General features: G+C 40.3%; 11 protein-coding genes and 1 pseudogene. 5 read left to right on the top strand and 7 right to left on the bottom strand.

Annotation, left to right across the window (positions count from 1 at the left end; genetic code table 11):
* Positions 1-90 precede the first annotated feature (90 nt).
* The 4 genes from H6G79_RS10570 to H6G79_RS10585 form a co-directional block, all read right to left on the bottom strand.
* Positions 91-801, bottom strand: a complete 711-nt coding sequence (locus H6G79_RS10570) for a hypothetical protein (protein ID WP_190588604.1) — start codon at positions 799-801, stop codon at positions 91-93.
* A gap of 63 nt (positions 802-864) precedes the next feature.
* The gene (gene typA / locus H6G79_RS10575; protein WP_190588605.1) at positions 865-2,655 is read right to left on the bottom strand and encodes a translational GTPase TypA; all 1,791 of its coding nucleotides are present in this window, start codon (positions 2,653-2,655) and stop codon (positions 865-867) included.
* Positions 2,656-3,245: 590 nt separating this feature from the next.
* Positions 3,246-4,397 (bottom strand): acyltransferase family protein, encoded by a 1,152-nt coding sequence (locus H6G79_RS10580; RefSeq protein WP_190588606.1) that lies wholly within the window; start codon positions 4,395-4,397, stop codon positions 3,246-3,248.
* Between the two features lie 176 nt (positions 4,398-4,573).
* Positions 4,574-5,056 (bottom strand): hypothetical protein, encoded by a 483-nt coding sequence (locus H6G79_RS10585; RefSeq protein WP_190588607.1) that lies wholly within the window; start codon positions 5,054-5,056, stop codon positions 4,574-4,576.
* Between H6G79_RS10585 and H6G79_RS10590 the strand changes: the two genes are divergently transcribed.
* Positions 5,055-5,252 carry a hypothetical protein gene (locus tag H6G79_RS10590; protein ID WP_190588608.1) on the top strand — a complete coding sequence of 66 codons (198 nt, stop codon included), beginning with the start codon at positions 5,055-5,057 and terminating at the stop codon, positions 5,250-5,252. The two genes, H6G79_RS10585 and H6G79_RS10590, sit on opposite strands and share 2 nt — an antisense overlap.
* 521 nt (positions 5,253-5,773) lie before the next feature.
* Positions 5,774-6,322 (top strand): annotated as a pseudogene (lepB, locus tag H6G79_RS36670) (signal peptidase I); the annotation flags it as partial.
* Positions 6,323-6,338: 16 nt separating this feature from the next.
* On the opposite strand, the gene H6G79_RS10600 reads toward lepB, so the two are convergent.
* The 3 genes from H6G79_RS10600 to H6G79_RS10610 all read right to left on the bottom strand — a co-directional run bounded on the left by H6G79_RS10600 (position 6,339) and on the right by H6G79_RS10610 (position 8,935).
* Positions 6,339-6,911: a Uma2 family endonuclease gene (locus tag H6G79_RS10600; RefSeq protein ID WP_190588610.1), complete on the bottom strand. Its 573-nt coding sequence runs from the start codon at positions 6,909-6,911 to the stop codon at positions 6,339-6,341.
* A 38-nt stretch (positions 6,912-6,949) separates the two neighbouring features.
* Entirely contained in the window at positions 6,950-7,525 is a 576-nt protein-coding gene (locus H6G79_RS10605) for a Uma2 family endonuclease (protein WP_190588611.1), read from the bottom strand.
* A 393-nt stretch (positions 7,526-7,918) separates the two neighbouring features.
* Entirely contained in the window at positions 7,919-8,935 is a 1,017-nt protein-coding gene (locus H6G79_RS10610) for a ribose-phosphate pyrophosphokinase (protein WP_190588612.1), read from the bottom strand.
* An 842-nt stretch (positions 8,936-9,777) separates the two neighbouring features.
* Between H6G79_RS10610 and H6G79_RS10615 the strand changes: the two genes are divergently transcribed.
* From H6G79_RS10615 to H6G79_RS10625, 3 genes are all read left to right on the top strand, one after another.
* Positions 9,778-11,460, top strand: a complete 1,683-nt coding sequence (locus H6G79_RS10615; RefSeq protein ID WP_190588613.1) for a serine/threonine-protein kinase — start codon at positions 9,778-9,780, stop codon at positions 11,458-11,460.
* A gap of 222 nt (positions 11,461-11,682) precedes the next feature.
* A complete protein-coding gene (gene bioD / locus H6G79_RS10620) occupies positions 11,683-12,360 on the top strand; it encodes a dethiobiotin synthase (RefSeq protein ID WP_190588892.1) in 678 nt (225 codons plus the stop codon).
* A gap of 8 nt (positions 12,361-12,368) precedes the next feature.
* Positions 12,369-13,601, top strand: a complete 1,233-nt coding sequence (locus H6G79_RS10625) for an MFS transporter (protein WP_190588614.1) — start codon at positions 12,369-12,371, stop codon at positions 13,599-13,601.
* Positions 13,602-13,726: the final 125 nt, after the last annotated feature.

The following is a 13,726-nucleotide window of genomic DNA, read 5'->3' on the forward strand; positions in this document are numbered from 1 at the left end:
TTTTTTGAAGATGTGCTGCAACTATTTTTTCTCGAAGATCGACAGAGTATGACTTCATTTAGAGGTATTTATATTTTAATTTATTGTACCTCATAACAGACGCAAGTGCTGTACACTATCATCTTGCACTTCCTGGTCAATTCGTAAAAGAACAGCTTTTATAAAATTTATTCTATTTGGAGATGGCTCATAAATATCATCATCTAGAGATAATAAGAACCCTTCATTATCAGCATTATTTTTTATAATATTAAGTATGTCTGAAAGACTTTGACCTGTGTTAATAGCTACTAAAGCTGAGTAGCAAACCATTTCCCGCTTACTTCTCACCTGCTTTTTAAACCACCCGTGCATATAGCACTTTTCAAAAATATGAACAAACTCTTTAAAATGTTTTTTATTAAAATTTTTATCTTTATCCATGCGATTAATAAATGCCAAAATAGGAGGTAGCCATTCATCTGAAAGACGAGATAATGAAGAAAATATTTTGAATAATGCCATATCCTCAAATTCTAAGTCTCTAATTTTTTGATAGTTCCCTGCTGATTTCAGTAGATCAACAGTAAAATTTATTGCTTTATTTGAATAGCTATTTTTTAGAAGTTCAGTGTATTCATCTACTAAATTTTTAACTGCTCTATCTCTGTCTTTTTTCTGAGACAATTTATTGATCATCAAAAATTTATCAAGGTTTTCAGTACCAATGGTATTTTCAATCTTTTCCCAGTACTCTTCCACTTTTTTATAATTTTCACCAGAGTTATCTGCAAGTTCTTTACTAAGTGCATAACATAACACACTTGAAATAACAAATTAAAAAGCCCGCTTGTGCGGGCTTTATCAATTAATTTATAGCTTTACTTAGCGTTTAGCTAATTTCTTCGACATCTTCCGTAGGCGAATAGATTGGGGTGTAACTTCCACCAACTCATCGGGGCCGATGTACTCCAATGCACGCTCTAAACTCATATCGATTGGTGCTTGCAATTGAACTAGTTCATCGCCACCGGCTGCGCGGTGGTTAGTTAACTGCTTGGTTTTGCAGACATTCAATTCTAAGTCTTGAGGACGGTTGTGTTCACCGACAATCATGCCTCGGTAAACTTTAGTACCGGGAGTAATGAAGAATGAGCCTCTATCTTCAGCGTTCTTCATGGCGTAGAAAGTAGAAACGCCTTCTTCAAAGGAGATGAGAACGCCTTTATTACGGGCTTCAATATCACCACTGAGTTGACGGTAATCTAGGAAGCTGTGGTTCATGATGCCTTCACCACGGGTCATCCGCATGAATTCACCACGGAAACCAATCAAACCACGGGCGGGAATGACAAACTCTAGCTGGGTGCGATCGCCACTTCCGGGCTGCATATCTTGCATTTCGCCTTTGCGTTGTCCCAAACGTTCGATACAGCTACCAACAGCATCAGCAGGAACGTCTAAAACCAAGAGTTCATAAGGTTCGCAAGGTTGACCGTTGATTTCACGGTAAATTACTTGTGGCTGAGATACTTGGAACTCAAAACCTTCCCGGCGCATGGTTTCGATTAAGATACCCAGGTGCAGTTCTCCACGACCGGAAACTAGGAATTTGTCGGGGGAGTCGGTTTCTTCAACGCGTAAAGCCACGTTGGTTTCTAGTTCGCGGAATAGGCGATCGCGTACTTGTCTGGATGTTACCAGTTTACCTTCTTGACCAGCAAAGGGTGAATCGTTTACCCAGAAGGTCATCTGTAAGGTAGGCTCATCCACTTTAATTAGTGGTAAGGCTTGGGGTTCGGTTGGGTCAGTGATTGTTTCACCAATGTAAGCATCAGCGAAACCAGCTACCGCAACAATATAACCTGCGGTTGCTTCTTCCATTTCTACCCGTTTCAGTCCTTCAAATCCCATCAGCTTGGTGATTTTGCCTTTGACAATAGCGCCACTTTCTGTAACTAGAGCCGCTTGTTGTCCAGCGCGGATAGTACCGTTGTGGATTCTGCCAATGACAATCCGTCCCAAGTATTCAGAATAATCTAGGGTGGTGACTTGCAATTGCAGGGGCTTGTTGATGTCGCCTACTGGTGGTGGAACGTGTTGGAGAATCGCATTAAACAGAGGCTGCATATCAACCGCCTCTGCTTCCATGCTTTCTTTAGCATAACCAGCCATACCGGAAGCGAACAGATAGGTAAAATCGCACTGGTCTTCGTCTGCACCTAATTCTAAGAACAGATCCAACACCTTATCCACAGCAACGTGTGGGTCAGCTTTAGCGCGGTCAATCTTATTGATAACAACGATGGGGCGCAAGCCTTTTTCCAAAGCTTTTTTCAACACAAATCGTGTTTGAGGCATGGGGCCTTCATTGGCATCGACAATTAGAAGACAACCATCAACCATGCCAAGTACGCGTTCAACTTCACCACCGAAGTCGGCGTGTCCGGGCGTGTCAACAATATTGATCAGCGTTTCTTTGTAGCGAACTGCTGTATTTTTAGACAGAATAGTAATTCCGCGCTCACGTTCGAGGGCGTTAGAGTCCATGACGCAATCCGGAACGTCTTCGCCTTCGCGGAAAATGCCGGATTGTTTGAGGAGTGCATCAACCAAGGTGGTTTTGCCGTGGTCTACGTGGGCGATAATGGCGACGTTGCGAATTGGGAGCGTCATAGAGGCTTAGTTTAAACTCTAGAGGGGTTTTTAGATTTACATTTTAAGTGTGCTAGGCTGTTTTAACAGAATTGGGGGTGTTCTGCAAACTCTGTAAAGAACCTTTAACAATTCTAGCGTAATTGACACAATTGCAAGGCATTTTTATAGATACTGCTGAAGAAAAATTCAGCAAGTTTAAAATATAAGTGAAAAGTTTATAAATAATTTACAATTGTTTAAGCATAACCTCTGAGACGAGGTTACTGAGAGCCTTGCAATTGTGTAGGTTAAAAGTATGATTACTGTAGCTATCTATACCAGCAATCAGTGTAATGGGAAATCGAGCCATTGCTGATAATCACAACTAGTTACGAGTAATTCCTTATAGTCTTGCTGAATCACTGACCAGTCTCCATAACCTTGCTCCACATAGTCAAGATCCAGGAGGCAGTGGTTCGACTTCGCTCACCAACCAGGCAGGAGGAAAAGTCTTACTATTGCTGGCATTCAAGCTTTCAAATTATCCTAATATATCTGACTACTGCTATAAATAGCTCCTCTTAGTTTGTCACACGAGCTATGATCAAGAATTAAGTGATGGAGTAATTCTAGCTGCTAATACCCAGAAAACACCTGCTTAAAATTTTAAACCTAAGTACTACTTTGTAACCGATATAAGAGACTATTAAAGCAGTAATTATTCTTAATAAGACATTAGATAAAATTGGAATTTCTCGCATAGTCAATTGGACTGGCTGATGCACATACATAATCATCATTGAACTTGCTCCTAATACACTCATTAAACTGAATAAGTGTTTGTTTTTGCTCAAAATATTTGCTAGATTCTGAGTCAGAATAATACCTGCTAGGGCAACTAATGGACTATAAAATACAATGCCATAATACCCTCCTTTCATAGCAAAAGAGTTTGGTTGAATACCTAATTGATGAAGAGCTATGGCAGTACCAAATATAATTCCTGATAAAAGGACTAGCCATCGCTTGTTTTCTAATCTGTGTTGAGCATACAGGTGTCCTAGCCAGTAAAAAGGTAGAGCCATACAAACAACATTGATATTCCAAAAATATCCTGTATTTGTTAAAAACCAAAAATCAGCCATTGCTAGTCCATAGGAAACAAGCATTATAGATATCATCAGTATGTTGTAATGACCAAATTTTTTATAAATTAGGTTGTAAATCTGCTGAGTGAGAAATAAGCATGTGACAAACCAAAAAACTCCAAACCAATTATCTAGTAAAGCTCCACCATAAATTTGATTATATATATAAGCAACTATAAATGAAAATTGCTCATTCCAAGGTAATATATTACCAGACCTGATAGCTTTTACCACATAACTAAAAACTTGTAATCCACTGTAAAGAAGCAGAAACGAAAAATAAGGTACTAGCAGACTAGAGACTTTATTATGCAGATATGTTTTATAATCATACTTATCTTTATACAAAAAACCACTTATGAAAAAGAATAGTGGCATGTGAAACCAATATAGATATTCGGATAACCCTCCTTCTATCACATGTCCAACCACAACTGAAGCAATACCTATGCCTTTCCAACAGTCAATCCAATTGATTCTTTGATACATTGGTTTAGCAATCATAAATATATTTAAAGTGATTGTTTTTCTGTTTACTTGTGGCTGATTAGGCTGACAAGTATGAATAATACTATTTTGGATTTTAGATTTGGGATTAGGTAAAGGTTGATTGGTAGGCTTTTCACCAATCAACCTTTACCTAATCATTTTTCAATTCGGTATTAAGATTAAAAATAAATTGTAAATTTTATAGCTGATATCCTTTCTCTTCATCAAAATTTTAAATTTCTAGTTCTGTTTTAAGCATTTATACTGTTTCTCTGTGAAGCTAGGTTAACTTTTCTGAAGTGCTGTAAGGTAGCCTACTATTACTGATAATCATAACTAGTTGCAAGTAATTCCTCATAGTCTTGCTGAATCACTGACCAATCTCCATAACCTTGCTCTACATAATCAAGATCCATGTCAATCTGATAAATAGCGCCTCTTAGTTTGTCACAAGAGCTATGATCAAGAATTAAGTGATAGAGCGATCGCAATAATTTACTGTGTACAGGTTTGGCAAAACGACCATTTTCAGGCAAAAGTCTGGGATAAATTTGACCCAATTTAGCAATTAATAATTTCAAGGATATGTCTAAATCTGGTTCGCCTGGAATCAAATACAGCAGGTGAATAACATCTAATGGATGTTTATCTGCACTGGTTGATAACTCAATCATCCAATTTTCAGGATGGTCATATTCTGTAATTAGTTTATCTGCCCAGTCAATTATTTCAACAAGGGAACAAAGATTTAACTCAAAAGCCATCCGCAAGTAATCAGCGTAGTGTTTTAAACTCGGTTGCATGTGGAACTATTATGGGCATTTGGTAAATCAGCATAGATGCGATCGCTTCCAGCTTAAAATCAAATTATGGCAGCACAACCGCGATCAGTTTCAGAACTCTGCAATTTGGGATAGAGTCGGCGATCGCTTCTCTGGGACAAAATTACGCAATTTTACTGTTGGTTGTTGTATTATATCTAAATTAGCAGTGGGGTAATTCTCGTGTCTAATAGAGAACCTTGGTTGGCTGTAAATTTCTCACAAATACTTCCAGGTTTAGGACAAATCTATTCTGGCGATCGCAACAGAGGCTACATTATTATAGCTCTGTATTTTTTGTTATTTATTATTAGTTTTTGGCTAATTTTAGGAATTCCCGGCAATATTGTCCTGGGGTTAATTTTATTATTATCTCAGTTTGTTTTAGCTATCTGGAATCTTTTCGATGCTTATCGTTGTGCGAAAAGCAAAAATTCTCCAGAATTTGAACTTATACGTAAAGAAAGTAAAGATCCGTGGTTAGCCACTTTTTTATCTCATCTATTTTTAGGCATTGGTTATTTCTATATCGGCAAATGGTTACTGGGCATATTAGCGATTATTTTAATTCTTCTCTGTGCCGGTGTTTCGTTATTTTTATTGCCAATAGTTTATGCAGTGATTTCCTATTTCACGTATGTATTTTCGCCTGTTCATCGAGAAAATTCCAAGAATATGGCATTAATACTGGCCATATTCATCGCCATATCTGGTTTTTTAGATATTGGTTGGATAATCAGAACATACGGAGTAGAAGCCCGTTGGACTCCTTCAGGTGCGATGGAACCTACTCTACATGGTACTCCAAATCAATGGGAGGCTGATAAAATTCTGGTTGATAAGTTTAGTTATCGTTTTCAAACACCGCAACGTGGCGATATTATTGTCTTTTGGCCTACAGATGAACTACTAAAAGAACAATATCAAGATGCTTTTATTAAGCGGATAGTTGGGCTACCTGGGGAAAAAGTAGAACTTAAGAATGGACAAGTTTATATTAATAATAAAGTCTTAGTAGAAGACAGATATCTTCCGGCTAATCAACGTACTTTAATGGATGTTTGTACAGTAGGGAAACAATATTTAGCAAAGCCAGTTACTATTCCACCTGAATCATATTTAGTACTGGGTGATAACCGTAATTATAGTTACGATAGTCGTTGTTGGGGTGTAGTATCTCGCCATTTAATTATCGGGAAAGCTTATAAAAGATTTTACCCTCTGAATCGAGTGGGGGCTATTAAGTAAATCGGAAGTTTTTTATCTATGAATTAACTTTTAACCAACTAAAAATATCTACTGCTTTTATCTGCCAATCACTTAACATATCAAGAACTAGTAAAATATCCGCATCATATTTCACTTCTGGCAATTTGTTCGGTTGAAATACCATGATTGATTTATCATTAGGGTCAATAAACCAACCTAATTTAGTCCCGTGGTTAATACAGAAAATAATTTTATTAATTACTCTGTTGGGTGATTGATCAGGTGATAAAATTTCAATAGTCCAATCTGGGTAGCTTTCAAATTTATTGGCAATTTCTCCGTTTTCATCGGTTGGGATACGTGACCATTCAAATACAGCAATGTCTGGAACTAAGGAACGTCCCTCAAAAGTGCAGCGTAACTCGGTTAAGGCTAAAGCTTTTTGTTGAGTCTCTCCAACCTGATTAATATTAGTTGATAACCGAGTTTGCAGAATACTATGTTTTCCTTGGGGCATTGATTTTCGGTAGATGCGTCCGTCAATATATTCACTCGCTGGTTTAGTTTCTGGTAAGTTGAGAAATTCTTCTAGGGAAAGGTTGGAAGATATTTGAGTTGATAGCGACATCAGCAATTACTCCCTGTCTAATTCCAAACCATGATTAATCACAATAATTTTGCCAAAGCTAGGGTAAATCCTGGGACAACATCTTCACCATTCAAAATTGCTGTTTCTGGATATTGGGTAATGGAACCATCACGACGATAAACGAAAGCTTGCTGATTTTGTCGGTCAATTAACCAGCCTAACTGCACACCATTGGCAATGTATTCTGCCATCTTCGCTTTGAGTTTTGGCAAGCTGTCATTTTTAGAACGAATTTCGATTACAAAGTCTGGTGCTAGGTTAATAAAGGCATCTTCTTGCTGATCCCAATTTTCTGGTAAGCGTCCTTTCGCAACGAAAGCAGCATCAGGTGATTTCACGGCTGTATTTGCTAATTTAAAACCTGTGCTTGGCCCAAACACTTCGCCTAAATCTTGACTTTCTACCCAAGCCAGCAAATAAGCAACCGCTTTCGCCTCTCTATTTCCCGAAATTCCCCCAGTTGGTGGCATAGTTTCTATTGTTCCATCAGCGTTACGTTCAAACCGCAGTTCTGGGTTTTGCGAACTCATCAGCATTAGTTCTTCATCAGTGACAGTGTACCAAGGCTGCACGGTTACTTTTTCGCTGTTCATTAAAGATGCTATGCCAAGCTGGGTGAACACTTCAATTTTAAGCTTTTCCTCTGTGAACTATTCGCCTGGAGCGGTTTGTAAAATAGGACTTACGCATCAAAACGAAAAATCAAGGGTTTTGGCAAGGGTGTAGGGGTTCAGGGGTATAGGGGACTGGCGTGGGCGGGTTTCCCGACTTGAGCCAAGTGGCGTGTGTACTGATTCAAAATCCTTACACCCCAAACCCTTTCACCCTTACACCCAATCTCCACAGATAATCTTTGTGCGTAAGCCCTGTAAAATGCCCTAAAAATAAAAATTGAAGCACGAAGGAGAATTATTTCTCGACTTCATACTTCAAAATTTAATGTTTATTTACGCCAGACTGTAACTTGAATAACAGTCTTTTTTTGGCTAACGGAACATACTACTTACAGAGGTGTCTTCGTGAATCCGCCAGATGGTTTCTCCTAAAAGATTTGCCACGGAAAGCACTACTAATTGCGGAAAGCGTTTGTCTTCTGGAAGGGGTATCGTGTTTGTGACGATGACTTCTTCAAACAAGCCGCTTGATAACCGTTCAATTGCTGGGGGGGAGAAAACTGCATGAGTAGCACAGGCATATACCTGACGCGCTCCTTCTTCACGCAGCAATCTAGCGCCTTCGGCAATGGTGCCGCCTGTGTCGATCATGTCGTCTACCAACACGGCTGTTTTGCCTTTGACATCGCCGATGACGTTCAAGACTTCCGCTACATTATGGGCTTGACGGCGTTTATCAATAATGGCAAGAGGAGCATCATTGAGTTTTTTAGCAAATGCTCTCGCCCGTGCTACACCACCGACATCAGGAGAAACAACTACCAGGTCATGCAGTTGTTTGCTGGTCAGATAATCGAGTATGACTGGCGAACCGTAAACATGATCAAAGGGTATATCGAAGTAACCTTGAATTTGGGCGGCGTGTAAATCCATTGCCAGAACGCGGTCAGCACCTGCTTCGGTAATCAGGTTAGCAACCAGTTTGGCTGTGATTGACTCTCGTCCTGCGGTTTTGCGATCGGCGCGAGCGTAACCATAATATGGAAGAACTGCTGTTACCTGTCTGGCTGAAGCCCGACGACAGGCATCAATCATAATCAGTAATTCCATTAAGTGATCGTTAACTGGTTGACAAGATGGCTGGATTAAATAGACATCACAACCTCGGATTGATTCTTGGATTTGAACATAAAGTTCTCCATCCGCGAATCGTTTGCGAATCATCGGCCCCAAGTCCATCCCCAGGTAACGAGCGACTTCTTGAGACAGTTGTATATTGGCAGAGCCAGAAAATAGCCGCAGGCGATGGTTGTCGGTTAGTCCTGTTGCAGCTGGCTGCACCTTAAAAGCGGCAGAACTGAGCACAGCAGATCCTCGAAGTGCATTCATGGCGAGATTATCATTTAGGTAATTACCAGATTTAACCGGAATAGGCTAAATAAACATCTGTGAGCTTTATTTAAGCTTTCATACAAACTTTAAACATTTCTCAATAGAGCTACCATCAATCCATTTTTCAGTTTTTAGTGGTAAACAAACCATCGAATCCGTAACTGACATATAGTGTGTTAGTTAGCCCCTTGGTTGAGCTGTTCTCAACAACTCAAATTTCCTCTAGATTAGTCTGGCAGAGTAATAATTCTACCAACTGTATTGATTACTGAGACCAACTCTTTTCAGCTTAAGTGAAGTAGAACAGGAACTCAGACAGTAGAAATACCCAAAATTAAATTCTTCTGGGGTAGAAGAATATTTTATGATACCAGCTACAAAATTATAAACTGACAAACTCTATTTTTGGATTATAAATTGGACAAAAATTTTCAAATCTGGAAAATTAGCCGGGAAACTAAAAAAACTATGATTTTGCTTTTGGGGTGTTAGTCCGCAGCAGCATCAACTCCCATTGATGATTTCTCTGTTGCTATTTGGGCAATTTTTTCTGTGGTTTTGCTAATCTGAATGGGATTATTGCTTTTCTTAGGGTAGAATATCGCCGCAGGTATTTGTCGTGTAACTGACGTATGAAAATGAAAAATCCAAGGTGGGAGTGATGGGTTCGCAATTTGATGTGTATGAGGGTAAAAAATTTAGGGGTGGAAGGTGCAAAATCCTCAAACTCTGACACTATCCCTCAAAGCGAAATTTTGAGTCAATTTTATGTATTGTGTCCTCCAGACTCAGCTTTGTGAGGGCGCTCTTATTGGTTATGATTAAATTTGAATTTATTTATGCAACCCCCAATTTCAATTGGTACTGTCTTACAAAACCGTTATCGGATCATTCAAATCCTTGGACAAGGAGGATTTGGTAGAACTTATTTAGCCGAAGATCAGCGACGCTTTAATGAATTGTGTGCGATTAAAGAATTAATTCCGATCGCATCTGGGGCTGGTGCTTGGGAAAAAGCCCAAGAACTTTTTCAACGGGAAGCCACGATTTTATATCAGATTGAACACCCGCAAGTCCCGAAATTCCGGGAAAGATTTGAGCAAGACCACCGTTTATTTTTGGTGGAAGATTATGTGGCGGGGAAAACTTATCGCGCTTTATTAGCTGAGAAACAATCTGTAGGTCAAACTTTCAGCGAAGCAGATGTATTACAGTTGTTGCGATCGCTCTTGCCTGTATTAGACCACATTCATAGTCGTGGTATTATTCACCGTGATATTTCTCCTGAAAATATTATTTTCCGAGATAGCGATCGCTTGCCAGTCTTAATTGATTTTGGTGTCGTCAAAGAAATTGCAACGCGCTTACAAACTGCTGATACTAATATCAATGTTACGAGTGTGGGTAAATTGGGTTACTCGCCCAGCGAACAAATGCAAACCGGACGCGCCTATCCCAGCAGTGATTTATATGCGTTAGCGGTGACAGCGATAGTTTTATTAACTGGTAAAGAACCATCTGAGTTGTTTGATGAAACACAACTTAGTTGGACTTGGCAAAGATTTGTCAGGGTAAGTCCGCAGTTGGCTCAGGTAATTAATCGGATGTTAAATCCTAGCCCTAGCGATCGCTATCAAAGTGCGGCTGAGGTAATTCAAGCATTACAATTTGTTGAACAATCAGGTGTAGCTACATCACCACAAGTAACAAATGTGCAAACAATTGCAGTTGGTCGTCGTCCCGATGCAATTCCACCACAGCCATCTAACCGACCAGACCCAGCAATTCCCCCTAGCCGTGCTAACTCGGTGTTAGATAACCCTTTAGCTTTGGGTGCAATTGGGAGTGCGGTAGTTATTTTAGCTGGTGTGGGTTCTTGGGCGCTGGTGAGTTCGATTCGCAGTCAGTCTAATGGACAACCAGAAACAACACCACCTGCACCCCAGACTTTTCCTTCACCTGTAATTTCTGGTGGTACACCATTCGGAACAGCTACACCCGCTAATACGGAACCAAGCATTACTAGTAAGCGCCTGAGATTGGACGCATCAAACACCGCGACAGTTGAAAATTCGCTGAAATCTGGTCAAGTTATGGAATATACCTTTTTTGGGCAAGCTGGGGCGAAGTTAACTACGGTATTAGAACAAGGAACAGGAATTACTTTGACTGTTCTCGCTCCGAATCGCCAAGTGCTTGATAGTAGCGCCCAACAGGTAAACTCTTATACAGGAATATTGCCAAAAAGCGGTAGATATGCTGTCCAGTTAACATTAGAGTCTGGAGTTAGTGAAAGTGATTATAATCTCAGGGTGGCGTTAGAAAATCCACTCCAACCAACACCAACACCAACACCAACCATAACCCCAACGTTTACACCAACACCAACAGCAACACCAACGCTAACACCAACATTTCCGCCAGCGTTTACACCAACACCCACCACTCCGACAGACAGTAACAATAACCCGCCTGTGGATGGTACGCCTCAAGCAACGCCTGAAGTACAAAATACTCCTTGAGAAAAGGAGGCAGGAGGCAGTGGGCAGGGGGCAGGGGGCAGGGGGCAGGAGGTAGAAGAAAATTCTTACCCTACTCAGCACTCAGCACTCAGCACTCAGCACTCAGTACTCAGCACTCAGCACTTTTAAACTAGAAAGGAAGTTTCTCTGGTTGAGATTCCCTTGCAAAATTTCCTCATTTATAATGCTCTTGACTAGATTAGATATTTTGAAAGCAGATTGTTGAACACACTATTAATTACTGGAACTGACACTGAAGCTGGCAAAACTGTTTTAACGACAGCATTAGCCGCTTATTGGCAAAAATATTATCCGCAGCGTCACTGGGGAATTATGAAGCCAATACAATCGGGAATTGGCGATCGCGAGTGGTATCAAAATCTGTTTAAGCTAGAACAATCGCCAGAAGAAATTACACCTTTGTATTTTCAAGCGCCTCTAGCACCACCCATCGCCGCCGCGAAAGAAAATCGCCCAGTTGATTTAGCTGTGGTGTGGAAAACATTATCTGAGTTGCGATCGCGCTATGAATTTTTGTTGGTAGAATCTGCTGGTGGTTTGGGTTCACCAGTCACTAACGAGTTAACGGTTGCTGATATTGCTGGCGAATGGCGTTTACCAACAGTCTTAGTAGTACCAGTCAGGCTAGGCGGAATATCTCAAGCTGTGGCGAATGTGGCTTTAGCTAGACAGTCACGGGTGAATCTCATCGGTATTGTACTGAATTGCATTCAACCGCGTACTGATGCAGAGATTACCGACTGGACACCAAAAGAAGTCATCGAATCATTTACACACATTCCAGTTTTGGGTTGCTTACCTTATTTTGAGAACCCAACAGATTTAGATCAACTTGCCCAAGCTGCATCTAATTTAGATTTAGAAGCACTAAATCTTTAAGGAAAGCTTTGAATACATTTAATGCCGAACTCCGGCGAAACCTACTGATTTTGTTTGCGGCAGGTTTGTTATTCTGGTCAAGCACTGCTGCTTTTTTACCGACGCTACCCTTATATATTCAAGATGTGGGTGGTAGTAAGCAAGAAATTGGCATAGTTATGGGTGGCTTTGCCATTGGGTTGTTGCTGTTTCGTCCAATGCTGGGAAAACTCGCCGACCAGCGTGGGCGTAAACTGGTTTTATTGATTGGACTCACCGTAGCTGCGATCGCACCTTTTGGTTATTTAGTATTTACGTCCATTCCTATATTATTCTTCCTGCGGGTTTTTCATGGAATTAGCATTGCCGCATTTACCACTGGTTTCAGTGCTTTGGTGGCTGATTTAGCACCTGTGGCTATTCGTGGTGAAATTATTGGTTATATGAGTTTAACAGCACCCGTTGGTTTAGCCATTGGGCCAGCACTGGGAGGATATTTACAAGCGAGTTTTGGCTACTCACCTTTATTTTTGTTTACCGCCGTAGTTGCTGTAATTGGACTATTGTGTGCATCACAAGTCATCAATCCACCCGTCAACACACAACCACAATCAGAACGCCAAAATAGTAATTTTTGGCAAATCTTGGTGAGTCCCAGGGTGAGAATTCCGGCGTTGGTGATGTTACTGGTGGGTAGTTCTGTTGGTGCGGTGCATGTCTTTGTGTCGTTATTTATTAAATCTACTGAGGTAAATTTTAATGGCGGCTGGTTTTTCACAGTTGCTGCCATTTCTAGTTTTACAATCAGGGTGTTTGCCGGTAAAGCCAGCGATCGCTTCGGTCGAGGTTTGTTCATTACCTTTGGAATTGCGGCTTATACCTTGGCTTGTGCATTACTATGGCAAGCTAATAGTACCAATGCTTTTTTAATCTCTGCGATCGCTGAAGGTTGTGGTGGTGGTACGATGATTTCAATGATTGTCACGATGATGGCAGACCGTTCACTACCCCAAGAACGAGGTCAAGTTTTTGCGATTTGTATGGCTGGATTTGACTTAGGTATTGCGATCGCTGCGCCTATATTTGGCTATCTCAGTGAGTTTTTCGGCTACCGTAATATGTTTGGTTATAGTGCAGTACTAACTTTTTTAGCACTACTAATTTTTCTCACCTTATCTAATAAAAGTCTTACTGGTTCCTTACGCTTTGCGATCGGAAATGGTGAAGATGCCTTTTCTTTGAATAATGTTGACGTGAGTTAAATATTCAGTCGTTGGCAAGATTGAATTTGTAGAGAGGTGAAATTTTGCCTCTCTATAAATATGTAAAAAACTAAAATTCATATATCAATGTTTATTCAACCAAATTTATAGTTCTTTCGACATGA

This window comes from Anabaena sp. FACHB-83, from assembly GCF_014697485.1.
In the GTDB taxonomy this organism is placed as follows: Bacteria; Cyanobacteriota; Cyanobacteriia; order Cyanobacteriales; family Nostocaceae; genus Nostoc_B.